Genomic DNA, 21,379 nt, shown 5'->3' on the forward strand with positions numbered 1-21,379 from the left:
GGGCAAAGCCCCACTCCAACACGCCCATTCGGGGGAAAACACCCGATGGGAGCAGTCCTGTCGCGGGTCCCATCGCTTCAGCCGCGACGCACCAGTGGGAACGGCAGGGTCTCCCGAATGGTGAGGCCGGTGAGGAACATCACCAGCCGGTCCACTCCGATGCCCAGTCCCCCGGTCGGTGGCATGGCGTACTCCAGGGCATCGAGGAAGTCCTCGTCCAGCTCCATGGCCTCCGGATCGCCGCCCGCCGCGAGCAGCGACTGGGCGGTGAGCCTGCGCCGCTGTTCCAACGGGTCGGTGAGCTCCGAGTAGGCGGTGCCCAGTTCCGTACCGAAGGCGACCAGGTCCCAGCGTTCGGCGAGCCGTGGGTCGCGACGGTGTTGACGGGTGAGGGGGGAGACCTCGGTGGGGAAGTCCTTGTAGAAGGTGGGCAGCTCGGTGCGTTCCTCGACCAGACGTTCATACATTTCCAGCACCACATCGCCCCGGGTGTCATCGGCGGTGTGCGGTACGCCCGCCCGGTCGCAGAGCCGGCGCAGCGCTTCCTCTTCCGTATCGGCGTCGATCTGTTCACCGAGTGCTTCGGAGATCGCCCCGTACACCGTTCGCACCGGCCAGGGTCCGGAGATGTCGTGGGCGACCAGGGTGCCGTCGGCGTCTTCACGGTGGGCGATGGGCGAGCCGAAAGCGGCGATGGCCGCGCCCTGGATCAGCTCGCGGGTGAGGTCGAGCATGGTGTCGTAGTCGGCGAAGGCCTGATAGGCCTCCAACATGGTGAACTCGGGGTTGTGCTTGTAGGAGACGCCTTCGTTGCGGAAGGTCCGGCCCAGTTCGAAGACCTTCTCCAGTCCTCCGACGCAGAGCCGTTTGAGATAGAGCTCGGGCGCGATCCGCAGATGGAGATCGAGGTCGTAGGCGTTGATGTGGGTGGTGAAGGGACGGGCGTTGGCTCCGCCGTGGATCTGTTGCAGCATCGGCGTCTCGACTTCGAGGTAGCCGCGCTCCAGCAGCCCCTGCCGCAGGGCCTGAACGGCCGCTGACCGGTGGCGTACGACATCACGGGCGGCGGGGCTCGACACCAGGTCGAGATAGCGTCGACGGACCCGGGCCTCGGGATCGGCGAGCCCCTGTCTCTTGTCGGGGAGCGGGCGCAGGCACTTCCCGGTGAGCTGCCACTGGCGGACGAACACCGTCAGCTCGCCACGGTCGCTGGTGCCCATCTCTCCGGTGGCGTTGATGTGGTCGCCCAGGTCGACGGTGGCGGTGAAACCGGCCAGCGTCTGGGGGCCGCTGCCGTCGCGGGTGAGGGCGATCTGGAGATCGCCCGACCAGTCACGCAGCACGGCGAAGACCACACCGCCGAGATCGCGCACGGCCATCACCCGACCGGCGATGGTCTCCGTGTGGTCGGTGCGCGTTCCGCGCGCGGGTGGGGGTTGGTGGGCGGCTCGGATCTGCGCGACGGTGCCGGTGCGATGGACGATGGCGACGGGGTAGGGATCGACCCCACTGGCGCGCAGCCGCTCCACCTTCTGTCGTCGGATACGCACCTGGTCGGGGAGTCGCCGCTGATCGGCGGCTGTCTCATGGGGCCCGTCGAGGCCGAGCGACGCCATGGCCGGCAACCCCTCGGTGGTGGCCGGCCGCGGCGCGCCCGAGTGTCCCCTGCCCCAGAGTTCGCGCAGGCTCGGTACGGAGACGAAGCCCTCCACGATCGCTGACGCGAGACCGATCCGGGCGAGGGAGCCGGCGTCACCGAAGCAGAGGAATCGCGGATACCACTCGGGGCGGTACTTCACATTCGACCGGTAGAGCGCTTCCAGTTGCCACCAGCGGGAGAAGAAGAGCAGCAGCCCGCGCCACACCCGCAGTACCGGACCCGCGCCGATCCGTGCGCCCTCCTCGAAGGCCGAGCGAAAGACGGCGAAGTTGAGGGAGATCCGGCGAATGCCGAGCCGGGCGGCCTGGGCGCAGAGCCCCGCGACCATGAACTCGGTGACACCGTTGGGTGCGGTGCGGTCGCGGCGCATCAGATCGAGCGAGATCCCATCCGGGCCCCAGGGCACAAAGGACAGCAGGGCCATCAGTTGGCCGTCCGTGTCGAGGGCCTCCACCAGGAGGCAATCGCCGTCGGCGGCGTCCCCGAGACGGTCCAGTGCCATGGAGAAGCCGCGCTCGGTCTCGGTGTCCCGCCAGGCGTCGGCGCGGCCGATGACCCGTTCCATCTCCGGTCCGGTCAGGGTGGAGTGACGGCGGATGCGGACGGTGGCCCCGGTGCGCTGGACACGGTTCACGGCCTGGCGGATCAGCCGCATGTCCCGACCGTTGAGGTCGAAGCGGGCAACGTCGACGATCGCCTCGTCTCCGAGTTGGATCGCGCCGAGTCCGGCACGGGCATAGGCCCGCGCGCCCTCTTCGGACGCGCCCATGACCGCGGGGTGCCCAGGCGTGTCGACGGGCGATCAGCAGCCAGGCGGCGACGGCCTGGGGCCAATCCCCGGGGTCACCGATCGGATCGCCGCTGGCGATGACGACGCCGGCCTCGACCCGGTAGGTGATGGCGGCCTTGCCGCTGGGCGAGAAGACGACGGCCTTGTCCCGGCGGGTGGCGAAGTAGCCGAGGGAGTCCTGGGAGCCGTAGGCGGCCAGCAGCGCCCGGATGCGGGCTTCCTCGTCGTCGTGGAGCGCGGCATGCAGTCGCTGCGAGCGAAAGAGGGTGGCCGCTGCGGCGAGCAGGGCGAATGCCCCGAAGGCGCCGAGGAGGAAGTCGAGGATTCTGGGCGGTCGGCCATCGAACTGCCCGGCCGGGACCAATCCGCCGAAGACCCGGTTGGCGGCCCACCACAGCCGTTGGGAGGACACCAGCGAGCCGGGGAACAGGGCGGTGAGCCCCCAGCCGATGAGCACGCCGATGACCAGCCCGGCCAGGAGGACCAGCAGTGCCCGGCGCACCGAGCCGGGGCGGGTCCGGGCGTAGAACTCCCCTCGGGCCAGTACCAGGACCGCGACGGCGGCCAGACACACCAGGAAGCTGGGCACCCAGGTCCAGGACGGGTTGACGACCAGGTCCAGGAGATCGGCCAGGAGCAGCAGCGCCAGATACCCGGTGACCAGCCACCACGCGGTCCGCTTCCGGGCGCCGACGGCGGTGGCGAGGAGCAGCAGGAAGGCGGCGTAGGCGAGGTTGGCGCTGACGGGGACGGTGAGCAGGTCGAGGAAGCGGGTGAGGGGCCGCAGCAGGGTGCGCAGGGGTGGGATGACCGCGATGAGGGCGCAGTAGACGCCGAGGGCCGCGAAGAACGCCGCGAAGGCGGCGGGCACCCCGCTCCAGGAGAGGCCGCGGGCCAAGCGGCGGGTCCCTGGGGGCTCTTCCGCGGTGCTGCTCATGATCAGCACTGTAAGGAGGCGGGCGGATACCCGCCTGTTGGAAGCGAGCCGCGGGGCCCTGGGCACGGGGCCCTGGGCACGGGTGGTGGACGCCGTGGGTGGAGTGAAGGCCCAGGGCGTCCGGAGGTGGGGCCCGGGGTGCGTTGGCGATCAGCGCCGACCAGGGAAGTAGGCAGGTCTGCCGTACCCGGCTGCCCGAGTCGCGCGGCCGATCAGGGCCGGTTCACCTCCCCCGAGGCTCGACGCGGACGCCCCCGGGGCATGGGGTCGGCGCTCTCCGCGGGACAGGCCCTAACCTCGGGGGTGTGACGGAGCAGCGCTCTCAGCGGTTCGAACGGGGCACGGACGGCCCCAAGGTCATTGTCGCCGGAGTGGACGGTTCGGCCTCATCGCTGCGCGCGGCGGCCTATGCGAGCGGCCTGGCCCGTCGGCAGAACGCACTCCTTGCCATCGTCTACATCCAGCCGATGATGCCGGTGGGAGCAGCGCTGGGGGTGCCGATCCTCGACACCACGGAGGAGATCGCTGAGGGGTTGGTCGCGGAGATCCGCGCGGCGACCGAGCAGGTGCAGGGGATCTGGGAGGTGCGCTGGGAGTTCCACACCTTTCCGGGTGACCCCTTCGGCGGTCTGGTCGCCGCCGCGGACGACTTGAAGGCGGACGCGGTGGTGGTGGGAGCCTCCCAGTCGGCGGGGCACCGGATCGTGGGCTCGGTGGCGGTACGCCTGGTGAAGGTGGGCCGCTGGCCGGTGACGGTGGTGCCATGACCGTGGCGCGTGGAGCGGTCGGGCACGGCGCGCGGGGCTGGGGCCTCCGCGTGTCCCAGCCGCGTTGGGCGCTCGGCGTTCAGTGGCTCATGGTGAGCCCGTCGGCCGCGGCGCCGCGGCTCAGTACCGCCTCCCGGATCGATTCCCGGGCCTCGCGGTAGTCATCCCGGTCAGCGCCGTCGGCCAGCGCTTGCGGCAGGTTGATGACCCGCCCGGCAGCGGTGTCCATCATCTGGGGGATGAACTCCGCCTTGGTCACCGTCCATCGTCCACCCGGCTTCGCGGGCGGGGTGAAGGTGAAGCGTCCGAGGGAGCCCTGGTTGCCGCGGGGGTCCAACTGACCCGCGTAGTTGGTCATCGGCCCGGCGATCTGGTCGCCCATGCCGTAGATCACCCAGGTGCCGTTGACCTTCTCGTACGCCTGGGGAACATGGGCGTGGGTGCCGATGATCAGATCGATATCGGGGCGTCCCGCGGTCTGGGATGCGGTCAGGGACTTCGCCAGGGCCAGTTGTGTCTCATCGGGCTCGGTCTGCCACTCCGTGCCCCAGTGCAGGCTGATGACCACCACATCGGCGCCCGCCTTCCGGGCCGCGCGCGCATCGGCGACGATCTTCTCCTCGTCCATCAGACTGACCGCCCAGGGCTGTCCCTGCGGCAGTTCGTAGCCGTTGGTGTCGTAGGTGTAGGCCAGTTGGGCGACCTTGGCGCCGCCGGACTTCAACCAGGCGGGGGTGGCGGCTTCGGTCGCGGTGCGAGCTGATCCGGTGTGTCGTACTCCGGCCATGTCCAGGGCGTCCAGGGTGCGCCGAATGCCTCCCGAGCCATCGTCGAGCGAATGGTTGGAGGCGGTGGAGCAGGCGTCGTAGCCGGTGGCGGCCAGGCCCTTGGCGATCTGCGGGGGTGAGGTGAACGCCGGGTAGCCGGAGTAGTCGCCGTCCTCGCCGTACACCGTTTCCATATGGCAGATCGCCAGGTCGGCGGTGGAGACGACTGGTTTGACACCCGCGAGCATCGGACGGAAGTCATAGCCGTCAACGGCCGGTCCGGCGTCCGCGCCGGCCTGGCGGATGATGGAGTCATGGGGAAGCACATCTCCGCTCGCGACCAAGGTGAAGGCCCGCTGCCGTTCGGCTCCGGGGGCCTTGGCCGCGGCCGAGGGCTCCTCGACGGTCCGAGCCGGGGAGGACGGCTGCTCGTCGGGGCCCGCGCAGGCAGCCGTGGTTCCCAGGAGTACGGCCGCGAGGGCTGCCGTTCCTCGTCGTGTGCGCTGTGGCATGGGGCGGCTCCCAGGCAATCCATCGCGGAATTAATATGACAATCCGAATGCACAGCCCCAGCGCGGGATACGTCAAGTGACACGGCCGCCCCATCGCTGAATCGGCCCTCGAAGAGCACCCGTCCCGGTAGCGCCCATCAGGAGAGGGAGCCACCGACGGCCGCTCGGTGGGTGCCGAGTCCCTGCCGCACCGCCCGCCGCCCCAGGCTGGTTCGACCAGCACGGCCACGCCCGTCCGGGGGCGAGCACCCGCATACCGGCGCCCCGCGGCAGCCGCGCCCCACACCTGTGGACACCATCCGCGGGCGGGAGAGCGGCCATGGATACCGCAGCGCGTCCGGTGCGTCCGTTTCCCCGGCCGGCGGGCCCCGGCCGCCCGTTCACCGCACCACTCGCCGACCCAGGCGACCGCTCGTCGACGCCCGCCGCCCATCGTCTGTCTCTCCGTTCTGAGATGGGTTCGGATACGCCACACAGCAGTGTGACTCAGGCGACGGTGATTCCCGCAGAGAAGGGTGTTGGCCATGGCGACCGCGATCGCTTCCGCGACCACAGACGAGCGGGCCCTCGTGGAACTGCAACGTCAACACGGCCCCGCGCTGCTCACCTTTCTCCAGGGGCTGACCTACGGGGACCAGCAGCGCGCCGAGGACCTGCTCCAGGAGACGCTCGTCCGCGCGTGGCAGCACCCGGAGGCCTTCGACGGGCCCTACGAATCCATGCGGCCCTGGCTGTTCACGGTGGGGCGGCGACTGGCGATCGACGCTCGCCGCTCCCGGCTCGCGCGCCCCACCGAAATCGGCGACGGAGTCCTCGCCACCACCCCCGACCCCGCCGACCTCACCGAGACGACGGTCGCCGTCCTCGATGTCCGCGCGGCCGTCGGGTCACTGAGCCCCGAACACCGGGCCGTGCTGATACGGCTCTACTTCCAGGGACTGAACGTCAACGAGACGGCACAGTCCCTGGGCATACCCGCGGGCACCGTGAAGTCCCGCTCGTACTACGCGCTACGGGCCCTCGCCCGCTGTCTGCCCGGCTACTCCCGTCCACGCGCCGCCCTCGCACACCAGAGCGCGTAGCAGCCGCCCGCTCCGGACAGAAGCCCGGATAAAGGGCAGCGGAATCAGGGCAGTTGACCGCCAGCGATTCCCTGCCCCATCGCCACCACCCCCACCGCACGCCTCTGCGATGACCGCACGCAGTCGGATCTCGCTCCGCCTCTCCCGGATGAACGCAGTGTCGGGACCGCCCGGCACGACTTCCAGCAGTTGGTCGCGTCCGTCCCGGGAACCTCACCGGTGTCCCCCTCCCCCTGGGGTCACGACGACGCGCCACGGATATGCCAAACGTCTCGGTGAAGTTGAGTAAAGAGCCGTCCGTAACCGTGTCACTCGGTAGAGGCTCGTTTCCGAGTCGGCACACGCAGTCGTCCGGAAGAAGGTGGGAAGGGTGCAGCCAGAGAGTACGAGTGGGACCAGCGGAGGTGCGCTGGCGATTCCGATGGCGTGGCTCTGCGCCGAGTACATCGCCGACGAGATGCTCCGTACCAGTTCCCTGGTGGAGGTCGGTTCGCTGGAGTACCGCGCGGGCCGTGAAACCCTTGCTCTGACCATCTGCCTCTGCGATGGCTCCGACGAGGCGGCGGGGCTGCGCTCGCTCTCCCGGATCGAGGAGTGGCTGAACCTCACGGCTTATGGGCACCCCTGGTCCGACTGGGTGACGGAGCGGCTGGCCGGCCGTGCGGAGCGCGAGCGGGGCATCGGGGGTAGACCGGACCCGGATCTGGCACTCGCCGAAACGTCCTGGAGATGGCTGCGCAGAACCGAACTACTCGCCGCCGATCTCGGCGACAGCGAACCCTGGCATCCCTCGAACTCCATGGATGCCATCGTGGACGAATGCTCGCAAATATGGACACCGGCTTGGCAGTTGGGTCTACCGCTGAGCCATCTGGCGATCCATCTCTACTGACAGCGGGTGGGCCGCATCACCCCGTGCGGGCCTGGCGCCCTGCTTCCCATCGCGGCGGGCGCCGCGATCGGCACCTGCGGACCGGAGAGGAAGCAGCTGCCCGCGGCTGTCCCCGGCGGCCCCGATCCAGGGCCCGCGACCCTCGGCGCGCGACGGGCCGCGGCCGGACGCGTCGCCGGGCGGGTTCAACCGGTGATGCGATGGCCGGGGGACGAATGAACTCCCGCCCGGTACTTGGGAATCCGGACGGTGATCTTCATTCCCGCGCCCACCGCCGTCTCGATGACAAGCCCGTACTCGTCCCCGTAGACCTGGCGCAGCCGCTCGTCCACATTGCACAGCCCGATGCCCGCTGATCCGGTCCGCTCCCCCGCCAGAATGCGGCGCAGCTCGGCCGGGTCCATTCCGACCCCGTCGTCCTCGATCGTCACCATGGCCTCGGCCCCGGCGTCCTGAGCCGCGATGGTCACCCGGCATTCCTGGGTCGAGTCCTCGACCCCGTGCTTCACCGCGTTCTCCACGAGCGGTTGGAGACAGAGGAAGGGCAGCGCCACCGGCAGCACCTCCGGCGCCACTTGGAGGGTCACCTTCAGCCGGTCGCCGAAGCGGGCGCCGGCGAGAGCCAGATACTGCTCGATCGAGCGCAGTTCGTCGGCGAGCGTGGTGAACTCACCGTGCCGCCGGAAGGAGTACCGGGTGAAGTCGGCGAACTCCAGCAGCAGTTCGCGCGCCCGCGCCGGGTCAGTACGGACGAACGAAGCGATCGCGGCGAGCGAGTTGAAGATGAAGTGCGGGGATATCTGGGCGCGTAGGGCACGGATCTCTGCCTCGATCAGCCGGGTCCGTGAGCGGTCGAGTTCCGCGAGCTCCAGCTGTACGGAGACCCAGCGGGCGACCTCGGTGGCCGCCCGTACCAGGACGGCCGACTCGCGCGATCCATAGGCGACCAGCGCGCCGAGCACCCCTTCCTCATCCGTCAGGGGGGCGATGACGGCCCAACGCAGGGGGCAGTGCAGCTCGACGCACTCGGTGTGGACACAGCGACTGCGCCCCGAGTCGAGCATGGCCGTGACATGCCCCATCACCCGTCGCTCGTGGTGGTCACCGCCCGGCCCGTCCCAGGCCAGCACCCGCTCGCGGTCGGTGAGGCACAGCGCCTCGGTCCCCAGCAGGGAACGCAGCCGTTTGACGGCCTTGCGGGCGGTCTCCTCGGTCAGCCCCGCCCGCAGCGGGGGCGCGGCGAGCGATGCGGTGTGCAGGGTGTGGAAGGTGGCCCGTTCGACGGGTGTGCCGAGGTCGAGATCGGGTCTGGTGCTACGGCGGGGGGTGAGCCGTCCGATGACGATGCCCGCCAGGAGGAGCACGGCCCCCGCCGCCGCCAGGGCGGCCATTCCCGTACCGGTCATCGCTCTGTTCCTTCTCCTTGCGGTCGGGCGGTCAGATCGTCCGAAGTGCGGGCCGCCAGGTCCTCGGGCAGATGGAGCCGGGCGAGCATCGCGGTCGCTCCGGCGGGTATGTGCCGCGGGGTGGCCAGGGAGACGACCGTCATGGTGAGGAAGCCCAGCGGCACCGACCACACCGCGGGCCAGGCCATCAGGGTGTTGGCCCAGCCCAGGGGGGCGAGGCCCGCCCGGGTCGCCATGACGGCGGTGAGCGCGGAGCCGCCTCCGATGACCAGTCCGGCAACCGCCCCGGGTGGGGTGAGTCCGCGCCACCAGATGCCGAGGACGAGCAGGGGGCAGAAGGACGATGCCGAGACGGCGAAGGCGAGTCCCACCGCATCGGCGACGGGTACATGGGTGGTGAGCATGCTCACCACGGCCGGAACGGCGATGGCGAGCAGGGTCGCGAGCCTGAAGTGCCGTACGCCTCGGGACGGAAGTACGTCCTGTGAGATGACGCCTGCCACGGACATCGTCAGTCCGGATGCGGTGGACAGGAAGGCGGCGAAGGCTCCACCGGCCAGTAACGCGCCGAGTAGATCACCGGCCACCCCGCCGATGATGCGATCCGGTAGGACGAGGACGGCGGCGTCCGCGTCACCGGTGAGGGCGAGTTCGGGGGCGTAGATCCGGCCGAGGGCGCCATAGACCGGGGGCAGTAGGTAGAAGGCGCCGACGAGCCCGAGCACCACCAGTGTGGTGCGGCGGGCGGCGCGTCCGTCGGGGCTGGTGTAGAACCGCACGGCGACATGGGGCAGGCCCATCGTGCCGAGGAAGGTGGCGAGGATCAGGCCGTAGGTGGCGTAGAGGTGGAAGCCGTACCGCCCACCGGAGAGCGGCTGGGACCAACTGGCGGGATCGGAGCCCGATGAGACCCGCTCGGGTATCTCCGTCCCCCTGGCGAGGCTGAGTCTGGTGCCCTTCTCCATGCGGTGGGCCCCTTCGTCGAGGGTGAGGGTCCGGTTCCGATGGGATCGGCCGTCGACCTCACCGGTCACGGTGATGGTCAGGGGTTTGGCCAGTTCCATGCGTACGGTGTCGTCGAGGCGCACCACGGTGTGTTCGCGCAGCACGGCCGGGGCGTCAAAGCGGGCTCTGGGGGCGTCATCGCCGACCCAGGCCGCGAGCAGGAAGAGCGCCGGGACCAGGAGCGCGGTGAGTTTGAGCCAGTACTGAAAGGCCTGGACGAAGGTGATGCTGCGCATTCCGCCGGCCGCGACCGCGCCGGCGACGACGACGGCGACAATGAGCCCGCCGGCCCAACCGGGCGCGCCGGTGAGTATTTCCAAGGTCAGCCCCGCCCCCTGGAGTTGGGGCAGGAGATAGAGCCAGCCGATGCCGACGACAAAGAGGCTGGCGAGCCTGCGTACGGCCGCTGATTCCAGCCGGGCCTCGGCGAAGTCGGAGAGGGTGTACGCCCCGGAGCGCCGCAACGGCGCCGCGACCAGCACGAGGAGGACGAGATATCCGGCCGTGTAGCCGACCGGGTACCAGAGCATCTCCGGACCTTGCAGGAGTATCAGGCCGGCGATCCCGAGGAAGGAGGCGGCGGAGAGGTACTCGCCGCTGATGGCTGCCGCGTTGAGTCCCGGGTTGACCGTCCTGGAGGCTACGTAGAAGTCGGATGTGGTGCGGGATATCCGCAGTCCGAGGCCGCCGATCAGCAGTGTTGCGAGTACCACGACGGTGACGGCGGTCACCGCGTACGCCTGGTTCACCGGCGTTGCCCCACAGTCACGATTCACGTCCTTCGACGAGCCTGAGGAAGTCCTGCTCATTGCTTTCGGCGCGGCGCACGTACCAGCGCGCGATGAGCCACATCACCGGGTGCACCGCGATGCCCAGGGCCGCCCAGACGAAGGGGCCGGGCGAGAGCGGGTCATGGTCAAGGGCGGCGGGCAGCGCGAAGAAGAGGGGAAGGGTGCCGACGAAGAAGGCGAGCGCGCCCAACGCCATCAAGGCGGCGCGCAGTTGGCTGCGCATGAGGGAGCGTACATAGGTGGCTCCCAGGGTGGTGTGCTCGCTGATCTCGGACCGGGCGTGGGTATGGCTGGGTGCTCTTCTGGCGCTGCGGGGGACCCCGGTGACCACCTCGCGGCGGGGGCGTTGCTCTGCCGACATGGCCGTCCGCTCCAGCGTCTGTGGGTGAACTCTCTGCGGAGTTGTGGAGTCTACGCAGAGCCGATTTCGGACGGTAGACGAGCTGGCCAGAGGCGGTGGGTCCGCTTCTTCGGCAGTCAGGGGCGCGGTCGTTCGCCGGGGTCACGGGCGGGCTGCATCAGCAGATCCCGGAGTTGGCGGGCGTGTCGGCGGCTCACGGCGAGTTCGGCCGTACCGACCCGTACGGTGGTCGCGCCGGCGTCCAGGCGCAGTTCGTCGATGCGGGAGAGGGAGACGAGATGGCTGCGGTGGATGCGGACAAAGCCCCGGGATGCCCAGCGCTCCTCCAGGGTGGAGAGCGGAATGCGCACCAGATGGCTGCCGTCATCGGTGTGCAGCCGGGCGTAGTCGCCCTGGGCTTCGGCGTAGGCGATGTCATTGATCTGGATGAATCGGGTGACACCGCCCAGCTCCACCGGGATCTGGTCGGAACTGCTCTGTACGGGGGCGGGCGCAGCGAGGAGGTTGGCCGCGGGAGTGGCCTGGGTGGCCTGTTCACGGACGCGCCGCACGGCTTCGGCGAGTCGTTCCCGGCGTACCGGTTTCAGGACGTAGTCGACGGCCTTGAGGTCAAAGGCCTGGACGGCGAAGCCCTCGTGCGCGGTGACGAACACGATGAGCGGGGGGCGGGCGAAACTGGCGAGCAGTTTCGCGACATCGAGTCCGGTCAGTCCCGCCATGTGGATGTCGAGGAAGACGACGTCGATCCCCTCGCCGTCGTCGGGGCCGGCATCCAGTGCGCGGCTGATGCGGCGTAGTGCACCGGTGGCGTCGGTGGCTCCCTCGGCGCTGGTGATGTTGGGGTCCGAGCGGAGCAGGTACAGCAGCTCCTCCAGTGCTGGTCTCTCGTCGTCGACGGCCAGTGCACGCAGCATGGTCCGGAGTCTAGGGCCTTGCCCGACGGTTGGAGCAGGGGTGGTACGACCGGGCCGGAAGTCCCGGCGCGGCCCTTGGGGATCACCGGCGCCGGGGCTCACCGTGCGCAATGAGATCGTCACTGCCGTGCGAGCGGTTGAGCACGGCGGGTGTCCGATGCGTATGGAACGGTGTCCGATCGCACCACACGTACGGCAGGAATCGAGGGGCCCATGAGCATCCAGGAACGCCATCAGGATGTGGCGGCCTATGCGCTGGGCGTATTGGAACCCGGTGATGCGTACCGGTTCGAGGACCATCTCGCCGACTGCCTGTTCTGCGCCCTGGAGCTGTCCGGTTTGACGGCGGTCGCCGCCGCGATGGCGAGCATGAACGGTTCGGGTGGGCCGATGGTCGAGGTATCGCCTCGGCTCTTGAACCGGCTGACCCGGGATGTGGCACTCATCCTGCGCCGCGGCAGGCGCAGGCGGTTGGCACTGGTCGCGGCCGCGGTCGCACTGATCGTCGCGCTGCCCGCGGCCGTGGTGTCGGTCCGCGGCGGTCAGGAGCCGGCCGTCCTGGGGTTACAGGTGACGTCGACCGATGCCAGGTCGGGTGTCACCGCATCGGCGGTGGTGGAGGATCGAGCCTGGGGTACGGCGGTGGCGATGCGGGTCAGCGGGCTCGCGGGCCCCGGTTACTGCCGGCTCGTGGTGATCGGCGTCGACGGGGTGGAGCGTCCGGTGCTGAGTTGGCGGGTGCCCGCCGCAGGGCACGCGACCTTGGCGTCCGGTCGGGCGGAGCCGCTGGACATCGAAGGTGGTACGGCGCTGCCGGGCGAGCTGATCGGGCGTTGGGAGATCCGCGACCACGAGGGGGTCACCCTGGTCACGCTCGGGGGCTGAGACCGCGCCTGATCGGGGCGCCCTCGGTGACCCTGCCGTTCCGTGCTGGTTCGTCGTCTATTTGAGGAGCCGGGAGAGCCGCCGGTCGGCGAGTGGCTTGCCGCCCGTCTGACAGGTGGGGCAGTACTGGAGCGAGGAATCGCTGAAGGACACCTGCCGGATGGTGTCCCCGCAGACCGGGCAGGGCTCGCCGGTACGGCCATGGACTCTGAGCCCGCTCTTCTTCTCCGCCTTGAGCCGTCCCGCGGCAACCGGACGGGCACGCTCTACGGCGTCCCCGAGGGTGGTGCGAAGAGCCTCGTAGAGGGTGCTGATCCCGTCCTCGCCGAGCCGGTGCACCAGTTGGAAGGGAGACATCTTCGCCGCGTGCAGAATCTCGTCGCTGTAGGCGTTGCCGATACCGGCGATCAGGTTCTGATCGCGCAGGGCGCCCTTGATCTGTCGGCGCTCCCCGGCGAGCAGCGCCGCGAAGGCCGCGCGGTCGAAGTCGGCGGCGAGCGGGTCGGGGCCGAGTCGGGCGATGGCGGGCACCTCCGCGGGGTCGTGCACCAGATGGACGGCAAGGCGTTTGGTGGTGCCCGCCTCAGTGAGGTCGAAGCCGCCGCCCGCCGCCACAACAGTGCGCAGGGCCAACGGCCCCTTACCGGGGCGCGGTGGGCTCGCGGGGAACTCGTCCTGCCAGCGCAGCCAGCCGGCACGGGCCAGATGGAGGACCAGATGCAGTTGGCCCACACTGATGTCGAGCCATTTGCCGTGCCGTCCGACGGCGGTGACCTCGGCGCCCTCGATCGCGCTCAGGGGCGGGTCATAGGTTTTGAGGACATTGATGGCCAGCGGTAGGACCCGGGCGATCCGCTCTCCGGTGAGATGGTCGTCGAGAAACCCCCTGAGGGATTCCACTTCGGGAAGTTCGGGCATGGCTCCAGGGTGCCGCAGTGCGCTGAAGAGCGCAGTTCCAGGGGTTGTGGCGACCGTGCACGGCTGATGACCATGGAGCACCGCGGGCTTCCGCCTCGGGCCTGCGAGCCCCCTGGGCGGACCAGGCCCTCCTGCGGGGTTCTGGGAGCCGAACGCGCCGAGGTCCCGGGGTCTGACCGGCTGACGCGACGCCGGGCGCGGTGGCGAACGACGAGCGGGGCAGTACCGGCCGGTGATCCACACGGCTGCCCCGCCCACCGCCCGCTCAGCCGGCCGGTGACACGGGCGAAGCGGCATTCGAGGGGACCAGTTCCAGCAGCTCCGCGAGTTCCTCCCGCAAGCCTTCCGCCAGCCGGTCGAGGTCCGGGACGGCCTTCCCATCGGCGACCAGCCCCACATGGATCTTGCCACCGTAGGTGGTGAGGGCGATCGCCAACGATTGGCCGCGGGGCAGCGGGGCCATGGGATAGATCTCCTGGAGCGGGCAGCCGCCCAACGAGAGGGCTGACCGTGGCAGCGGCACACTGGTCACCAGGACGTCAAAGAGCATTCTGGCCGCTCCCTGGGCCAGCGGGGCGCCGAAGCGATGTGCCAGCGGGGGTAGTTGGTCGGCGAGTACGGCCAGTGCGCCGGCTCCCCTGGAGGGGCCCGCGGCCTTGTTGCGGTCCATGGCCGTGCGGACCGCGGCCAGCCGCAGCCGTGGATCGGGCTCGCCGACCGGCAGTTCCAGAAGGTAGGCCGAGAGCTTGTTGCCCGACCCCGGTGCACTGCCCGGGCGGCGGCGGGAGACCGGGACCAGGGCCCGCGGGCCGGTGGCGGGGAGTTGTTCGCCGCGCTGGTGCGCCCAGCGGCGTAGCCCACCGGCGACGATCGCCAGCAGTACGTCGTTCGCCGTGCCGCCCGTCTCCCGACGGATGCCGCGGACCGCTTCCAGGTCGAAGACGACGGTGCCGAGCCGCCGGGTGCCGCTGGAGCCTGCCGCGAGCGCGGACAGTCCGCGCGGGTCGAAGCGGCTCGCTCGTACGACGGAGGCGCTGACGCCCACCGCACGCCCCAGATCGTCGATGCGGTTGCGGGCGAAGTCGACCAGCCTGGCGGGATCGGCGAACCACGGCCGTACGGGGGAGGGTCCCACCTGCCGGGCACGCATTCCGCGGGCGCCGGCGATCTCATCGAAGATTCCGGCGCCGATGGCGACCGCGCGCATGCCGTCCGCGAGCGCGTGGTGGAGTTTCACCAGCACCGCGAACGGTCCATCCGGCTGCTGGGTGAGGAGGTACATCTCCCAGGGCGGAAGTCCTCGTTCCAGGGGGCGTTCCATGAGCTCACCGGCGATCGCGGTGGCCCCGGCCGCGAAGTCGCCCCCGGGCAGACGGATGTGGTGGACATGCCGTCGCACGTCGAAGTCCTTGTCCGCCGCCCAGACCGCCCCGCCCACGGGGACGAGGACGTCCTGGACCCGCATGCGCAGTCGTCTGATGGCGGCGGCCCGGGTGGCCAGCAGTTCCAGTACGGCCTCGTCGAGCGGCCCCCCGTGGCGCCGCTCGCCCTCGGCGGGGGCGAAGAGGGCGAGCGCGCCGAGGTGCATGGGGTGACCTACGGACTCAAGGTGCCAGAACGCCAGGTCGAGGGGGGCGAGAAGCTCGCTGCTCACGGTGTCCTCAATGTTCTAGAAGGAAGTCCGACGAAGCCCAGGAGCGACGGAGAGTCGCAGACATTGCCGGCCAATCAAAGTCAATCGCCTTCGCTCGGTTACGGTCAAGTACGATCAGTTCACGGACAGTTAACATCCGATTCTCCGAGTTCGCCGTCCGACCTGGTCCACCCGGCCCATCTGGCCTATCAGACCCTCCGGCCCAGCCCCCGCCGGTCCGGCAGCTCCCACCGATCGACGGATGGGGCCGGTCCGCCCGCCCCCCGGTGGGGCCTCTCGGCGACCGGGGGCGGTGAAGGCACCGGCCGCGGAGACCTCAGTCCGATCGATCCGGCACGGTGAACTCACACCACACGCATTTGCCCGTCCCGCGCGCTTCCACGCCCCAGACATCCGCCAGTTGGTCCACCAGGAGCAGTCCCCGTCCGGAGACCCCCGACATCCCGGCTTCCCGCCTCCGTGGCAGTGCGCTGGACCGGTCCTCAACCTCCACCCGCAGCCGTCGCTCCGGGCCCAGAAGCACCCGGACGGTCACGATCGCTCCCCCATCGGTGTGCATCAGCGCATTGGTGATCAACTCATCGGCGGCGAGTTCGATCTCGTCGGCGCGGCCCCGCGCACCCCACGCCCGTACCGCGGACAGGACCATATGGCGGGCTGAACGCAGTGCCTCGGGGTCGTTCTGCGCCACATGCTGGTGCAGCCGTCCGCCCGACCGCGGAGCGACCGGTCCCTTGCGGCGCAGGAGCAGGATCGCCACATCGTCCTCACCGCCGCGCTCGTCCACGACCTCGCAGAGGTGGTCGGCCAGCAGATGGAGATCGCGCGGCCCGTTGCGCACCAGGGCGGTCAGCATCTGCATCCCGTCATCGAGATCGGTCCCCGGCTGCTCGACGAGGCCGTCGGTGTAGAGGACGAGCGTCTGGCCGGGGTCCAACTCGACGGTGCTGACCGGGTACGCGAGCCGACCGAACTCGGCTGAGAGCCCCAGCGGCAGCCCGCCCTCCACGGGAAGTCTGCGGCAACTGCCGTCGGTGTCACGCAGCAGCGGATCGATATGACCGGCGCGCACCACCTGCACCACCCCCGTGGCGAGGTCCGTTTCCGCGTAGAGGCAGGTGGCGAACCGGTCCGTGTCCAGCTCATGGAGGAAGACCGAGGCGCGGGCCATCACCGTGGCCGGGGTGTGCCCTTCGGCCGCGTAGGCGCGCAGGACGATCCGCAGTTGCCCCATGACGGCGGCCGCGTCGGTGTCATGGCCCTGGACGTCGCCGATGACCGCACCGACCCTGCCGCCGGGCAGGGCGATGATGTCGTACCAGTCGCCACCGATGTCCCGGCCGATGCGGGCCGATCGATAGCGCACCGCGATCTGCGCACCGGGCACATCGGGGATCCGGCGCGGCAGCATGGCCTGCTGGAGCCCTTCGGCCAGGTCGTGTTCCTGGTCGTAGAGGACCGCGCGTTGGACGCTCTGGGCGATGCTGCTGCCGAGGGCGACCAGTACATTGCGGTCCTCGGAGCTGAAGCCGGTGCGGTCGTTGTAGAGCAGGCCGAGGGCGCCGATCGGGCGCCCTTGGGCGATCAGGGGCAGATACGCGGCGGATTCGATGCCGAGCCCGTTGAGGTGTGGCCAGAGAATCGGATAGGAGTCGGCGAAGTCCTGTTGGGATTCGATGAAGCGCGGTGTCAGGGTCCGCACCACCTCACTCATCGGGTAGGCGTCCTCCACCCGGGTCCACCGGGTGCCGGGGATGAACGCGTGCGTCGGTCCCTCGGCGACCAGATGGATCCTGCCGCCCGATTCCAGCAGCCCCAGCACCAGGCTGGCCGCGTCGAAGTGCTCCAGGCCATGGGAATCGGTGAGGACATCGATGACGTCCCGCACGGTTCTGGCGTGGGCGAGTGCCGCGGTGGTGGACTCGACGACGCTGGTCTGCCGTTTGCGCTGGGCGTCGATCCCCATCCGGGGCGATGAGTCGGCCAGTTCTTCCGTGGCGTCACGGACGATTCCGATGATCCGCTGGGGGCGACCGGTCCCGTCGCGGCGTACGCACCCCTTGCTGTGGGTCCAGCGCAGACCGCCGTCCCGACGACGGATACGGAAGTACGCGCTGTAGTGCCCGCTTCCGTTCTTGAGCGCCTGGGCCACCAGTGAGTCCAGCCGGGCGGCGTCCCCGGGCGGCATCCGGGCGGTGAGGCTCACTCGGTAGCCGTCGTACTCACCGGGCAGCAGTTCAAGCACCTGGAGCGCGGATTCGTCCAAGTGCATCAGCCCGCTGGCCAGGTCCCAGTCAAAGCTGCCCATGTCGTTGATGGACAGGCTCAGACCAGGGCCGACCGGCCAGTCGTCGGGAAGCGACAGGGCACCCGCTGCCCGATCAACCATGGAGCCACTCTGTCATCATTTATCGGATTTTTCGACCTATCGAACTATTCGGGGAACGCATCCGCTCGTCTCAACTGAACGTGTTCTGCCCGGGCGAGCCGTGGAGAAGGGTACGGGCTGGTCCGGCGGATTCCCCTCAGCCCACGAAAGTGTCCGCCGCGACCGGCTCCTCCACCGGGAGAAGCGAATCCGGATCGGCGGGATCAACACCTTCGCCGGAAGGAACGCCGGGGTCGGCGGGCGGGGGAACGGCCTCGCTCGGCTCCTCGTCGGGAATCTGGCCCGGATCGGACGGCTGCTGATCCGGGCAGTCGAGCGGGGTCTCGGGGGCCACCTGCTCCAGGGTGTCGGGAACCACCGGGCAGTCGGTGACCGTCGGTTCGCCGGGGAGCGTGTCGTCGGCGGAGGGGGTGGGGTCCCCCGGCTCTTCGGGGGACTGCGAATCCGAGGGATCGGGCGTGGGCGGATAGGTGTAGATGTCGTCCGGGGCGACAGGAGGCAGCACCTTGGGGGGCTTGTCCCACTCACCGTCGCTCCCCGTCTTCCGGTCGATCCAGGTACTGGTCACCACATCGACGATGACCAGGCTGGCGGCGGCCTGCGCGGCCGGTTTCACCACCACCACCCGATCGGGCTCATAGCCGGCCCAGGCCCGCCCCTTGTGCACCACCGCCCCCTTGGCGGCGATCGGGGGGCGCAGGGGATTACCGCAGGCGCAGCGGACGCGTGGGATGCCGTGCCGGTCGACCAGTACGGCGGTCCCCGCCTGGAGTACGGCCTGGTAGCCGACCGCAGCGCCGCCCCGGTAGCCATGGCTGGTGACCCGGGTGTCCGCCCGCAGTACCACGGGGGTGAGTTCACTCATAAAGCCCGGCAGTCGCGTCCGGGAGATCCCGGCGCCTCGGGCCCAGGACTGAGCCTTCGCCTGGTTGCCGTGCAGGAGGGTGGTCTGCCGGGCGGCATCGCAGTTGCCGATGGTGTGGATACCGCCGTAGAGACCGGGCGTGGCGCCCGAGAGAGTGCGCAGGGTCTGCCCCCTGAGCCGGGTTCCGCTGGCGCCGCCCCTGGGCGCGGGGGGCTGTGGTGCCGGCGAGGTGATCGCGCGCGCCGTCGAATCCGTATAGGGGTCGGGGCCGCGGGCGGTGGCTCCCTGGAGGAGCACTTCCTCATCGGGCTCCGCCGCGGCGATCGTGTCCCCACCACAGCCGGCCAGCAGCCCGAAAGACAAGGAAACGGACAGGGCGACGGCCACGGACCACCGACGACGCATGGGACGCACAGACATCTCCCGCCTTTTAGCCCTCAGCTGTTTCACCAGTACTGCCGGACTCCGGGCCCACGCGCTACTGGAGCGCGTCCATCGGGTGCGCGAGCCCCGCCGTCCGAGCTGATGACCGGTCAAGGAGATGCCTTCGCGCTCGCCGATGAACCGCGAAGACCGCCGCAGCTCACAGGTGGGGAAACACCGAGGTGGCCGGGCCCGTTCAGCGCGGAGGTTCGCTCATTGAGCCGATGGACCCGAGCGGCGGCCCACTCCATGGGCGCCCGGGGCCGATACTGAAGGCGATGGAGTGGTTCGTCGAGGGTGACTACTGGTGGAGCCGACTGGTCTTCCAGCGGGTACTGGCCGCTGTGTACCTGGTCGCGTTCCTCACCGCGGCCCGCCAGTTCCGGGCGCTGATCGGCGAGCGGGGGATGCTCCCGGCGGGGGCCCATATCCGGGACACTTCCTGGCGTGACGCTCCGAGTCTCTTTCGGCTCCGCTTCTCCGACCGGTTGTTCGCGCTCTGCGCCTGGACCGGTGTGGCCCTCTCCGCCGCGCTGGTCGCGGGCGCGGCGGACCGCCTTCCGCTCGCGGTGGCGATGGCCTGGTGGGCGGTGCTGTGGGCGCTGTATCTGTCGATCGTCAACGTCGGTCAGACCTGGTACGGCTTCGGTTGGGAATCCCTCCTGCTGGAGACCGGCTTCCTCGCGGTCTTCCTCGGCAATGAGCAGACCGGACCGCCCGTGCTCATCCTCTTCCTGCTGCGGTGGGTGCTGTTTCGGGTGGAGTTCGGCGCGGGGCTCATCAAGCTGCGGGGGGATCGCTGTTGGCGGGATCTGACCTGCCTCTACTACCACCATGAGACCCAGCCGATGCCCGGTCCGCTGAGCTGGTACTTCCATCGGCTACCGCGTCCCCTGCACCGGGTGGAGGTGGCGGCGAACCACCTGGCCCAGTTGCTGCTGCCCTTCCTGCTCTTCACCCCCCAGCCTCTGGCGACCATCGCCGCCCTCGCCATGGCGGCCACCCAGCTATGGCTGCTCCTGTCCGGAAACTTCGCCTGGCTGAACTGGCTGACCATCGCACTCGCGCTGATCGCGGTGGACGGCTCGCTGATCACCGGCCCGCCCGCCCCGCTGCCTGACTCCCCGCTCTGGTACGAGATCACGGTGGTCGCCGTCGCCGCGCTGCTGGTGGTCCTCAGCTACCGTCCGGCGCGCAATCTACTCTCCCGACGGCAGCAGATGAATCGGTCGTACGACCCCTTCCACCTGGTCAACGCCTATGGTGCCTTTGGCACAGTGGGGCGGGTGCGCCATGAGTTGGTGGTGGAGGGCACGGCCGATACGGAGCTTGCGCACGGCACGCTCTGGCGGGAGTACGGCTTCCGGGGCAAGCCCACTGACCCTCGGCGGCTACCGCGCCAGTTCGCCCCCTACCATCTGCGGCTCGACTGGATGCTGTGGTTCGCCGCCCTCTCCCCCGTCTACGCCCGCTCCTGGTTCGGTCCCCTGGTGGAGCGGCTGCTCGCGGGCGATCGGGACACTCTGCGGTTGCTGGGCCACAACCCCTTCCCCGACGAGCCGCCCGCATACGTCCGCGCCCGGCTCTATCGCTACCGCTTCACCACCCGGCAGGAGCGCCGGGCCACCGGTGCCTGGTGGCAACGGGACTTCGTACGGGAGTATCTGCGGCCCACCCGGCTGGGATGACCACGGAGTGAGCCCCCGAGGTGACTCAGAGCGAAACCCACGCTGTCCGCACGTCGGGTAGGTCCCTGACACACCGCTGGTGCCCCCTGCCAGCGGCAGGGGGCACCAGGAGTGCGGGGCGATCCACTCAGTCGATGCTGGGCAGGATATGCGGCTCCGCGAGGTCGTCTTCGTACCCGGCAAGCCGGATGGGGGCGGATCGGGCCCAGACTTCCAGGCTGCCGAGTTCACCGGGCCGCACTGCTCGCTCGCCTGTTCGTTCCGGCGGTCTCTTGTCGGAATTCTTCAGATCAGATGTCACCGCGCACTCCTCTGTGTCGCGTAACTGGGACGGGGGCGGTTCGGTCGCGGTGGCGCCGGCACTTGGGCGGGACCGCGGCCTGGTTGCAGACCTGTCCCAGGACGGTCAAGGGGCTTTTGTGAGCCCACTGGTGGCGTCCATGCCCATCAGAGTAACCAAATGAGCGAAACGCCGCTCGATAGGGCTCATCAAACTCCTCATTTCAGGCCAACAAACCATACGGGTAGGGAACTTGCAGTCATCTTGTCGTTCCGCACTAAAACCCGGATGGAGTAACCGAGGCCTCGCCGGCCAGTAGGGACGGCACCGCCGTCCGGCCGAACGCCCGACGGGACGGCTCGGCCAGTGGAGTGAAAAGCGGTCTGGTCCGCC

The 21,379-nt window shown here is 69.7% G+C and carries 15 protein-coding genes and 1 pseudogene; 5 read left to right on the top strand and 11 right to left on the bottom strand.

Annotated features, from left to right (window positions below; all coding sequences use genetic code 11):
• Window positions 1-77: 77 nt before the first annotated feature.
• Window positions 78-3,387: pseudogene (lysX, locus tag NBG84_RS14785) on the bottom strand (bifunctional lysylphosphatidylglycerol synthetase/lysine--tRNA ligase LysX).
• A gap of 305 nt (window positions 3,388-3,692) precedes the next feature.
• Here lysX and NBG84_RS14790 point away from each other — a divergent pair.
• Complete coding sequence (locus NBG84_RS14790; protein WP_250919887.1) at window positions 3,693-4,154, top strand: universal stress protein; 462 nt, start codon at window positions 3,693-3,695, stop codon at window positions 4,152-4,154.
• Between the two features lie 79 nt (window positions 4,155-4,233).
• Here the strand turns inward: NBG84_RS14790 and NBG84_RS14795 are convergent, their stop codons facing one another.
• On the bottom strand, window positions 4,234-5,433 hold the full coding sequence (locus NBG84_RS14795) for a CapA family protein (RefSeq protein WP_250919888.1): 1,200 nt from the start codon (window positions 5,431-5,433) through the stop codon (window positions 4,234-4,236).
• Window positions 5,434-5,957: 524 nt separating this feature from the next.
• On the opposite strand from NBG84_RS14795, the gene NBG84_RS14800 reads away from it, so the two are divergent.
• Entirely contained in the window at window positions 5,958-6,515 is a 558-nt protein-coding gene (locus NBG84_RS14800) for a sigma-70 family RNA polymerase sigma factor (RefSeq protein ID WP_250919889.1), read from the top strand.
• Window positions 6,516-6,885: 370 nt separating this feature from the next.
• Window positions 6,886-7,407, top strand: a complete 522-nt coding sequence (locus NBG84_RS14805; protein WP_250919890.1) for a hypothetical protein — start codon at window positions 6,886-6,888, stop codon at window positions 7,405-7,407.
• Between the two features lie 185 nt (window positions 7,408-7,592).
• On the opposite strand, the gene NBG84_RS14810 is transcribed toward NBG84_RS14805, so the two are convergent.
• The 4 genes from NBG84_RS14810 to NBG84_RS14825 form a co-directional block, all read right to left on the bottom strand.
• Entirely contained in the window at window positions 7,593-8,813 is a 1,221-nt protein-coding gene (locus NBG84_RS14810) for a sensor histidine kinase (protein WP_250919891.1), read from the bottom strand.
• Entirely contained in the window at window positions 8,810-10,567 is a 1,758-nt protein-coding gene (locus NBG84_RS14815) for a sodium/solute symporter (RefSeq protein ID WP_250919892.1), read from the bottom strand. Before NBG84_RS14815 ends, NBG84_RS14810 begins: the two co-directional genes overlap by 4 nt.
• 16 nt (window positions 10,568-10,583) lie before the next feature.
• Window positions 10,584-10,970, bottom strand: a complete 387-nt coding sequence (locus NBG84_RS14820; RefSeq protein WP_250919893.1) for a hypothetical protein — start codon at window positions 10,968-10,970, stop codon at window positions 10,584-10,586.
• 116 nt (window positions 10,971-11,086) lie between these two features.
• Window positions 11,087-11,884: a LytR/AlgR family response regulator transcription factor gene (locus NBG84_RS14825; protein WP_250919894.1), complete on the bottom strand. Its 798-nt coding sequence runs from the start codon at window positions 11,882-11,884 to the stop codon at window positions 11,087-11,089.
• Between the two features lie 213 nt (window positions 11,885-12,097).
• Between NBG84_RS14825 and NBG84_RS14830 the strand changes: the two genes are divergently transcribed.
• Window positions 12,098-12,769 carry an anti-sigma factor gene (locus tag NBG84_RS14830; protein ID WP_250919895.1) on the top strand — a complete coding sequence of 224 codons (672 nt, stop codon included), beginning with the start codon at window positions 12,098-12,100 and terminating at the stop codon, window positions 12,767-12,769.
• A 57-nt stretch (window positions 12,770-12,826) separates the two neighbouring features.
• Here NBG84_RS14830 and NBG84_RS14835 read toward each other — a convergent pair whose 3' ends face one another.
• The 4 genes from NBG84_RS14835 to NBG84_RS14850 form a co-directional block, all read right to left on the bottom strand.
• A complete protein-coding gene (locus tag NBG84_RS14835) occupies window positions 12,827-13,687 on the bottom strand; it encodes an Fpg/Nei family DNA glycosylase (protein WP_250919896.1) in 861 nt (286 codons plus the stop codon).
• A 265-nt stretch (window positions 13,688-13,952) separates the two neighbouring features.
• Window positions 13,953-15,341, bottom strand: a complete 1,389-nt coding sequence (locus tag NBG84_RS14840) for a wax ester/triacylglycerol synthase family O-acyltransferase (protein WP_250919897.1) — start codon at window positions 15,339-15,341, stop codon at window positions 13,953-13,955.
• A 316-nt stretch (window positions 15,342-15,657) separates the two neighbouring features.
• Window positions 15,658-17,730 carry a SpoIIE family protein phosphatase gene (locus tag NBG84_RS14845; protein ID WP_250919898.1) on the bottom strand — a complete coding sequence of 691 codons (2,073 nt, stop codon included), beginning with the start codon at window positions 17,728-17,730 and terminating at the stop codon, window positions 15,658-15,660.
• Between the two features lie 136 nt (window positions 17,731-17,866).
• A complete protein-coding gene (locus NBG84_RS14850; protein WP_250919899.1) occupies window positions 17,867-19,015 on the bottom strand; it encodes a DUF6777 domain-containing protein in 1,149 nt (382 codons plus the stop codon).
• A gap of 281 nt (window positions 19,016-19,296) precedes the next feature.
• Between NBG84_RS14850 and NBG84_RS14855 the strand changes: the two genes are divergently transcribed.
• Window positions 19,297-20,706 (top strand): lipase maturation factor family protein, encoded by a 1,410-nt coding sequence (locus NBG84_RS14855; protein ID WP_250919900.1) that lies wholly within the window; start codon window positions 19,297-19,299, stop codon window positions 20,704-20,706.
• Window positions 20,707-20,833: 127 nt separating this feature from the next.
• Here the strand turns inward: NBG84_RS14855 and NBG84_RS14860 are convergent, their stop codons facing one another.
• Window positions 20,834-21,007, bottom strand: coding sequence for a hypothetical protein (locus NBG84_RS14860; RefSeq protein ID WP_250919901.1), 174 nt, complete (start codon window positions 21,005-21,007; stop codon window positions 20,834-20,836).
• Between the last annotated feature and the right edge of the window lie 372 nt (window positions 21,008-21,379).

The sequence above is a fragment of the Streptomyces albipurpureus genome, from assembly GCF_023701525.1.
GTDB classification, from domain to species: Bacteria; Actinomycetota; Actinomycetes; order Streptomycetales; family Streptomycetaceae; genus Streptomyces; species Streptomyces albipurpureus.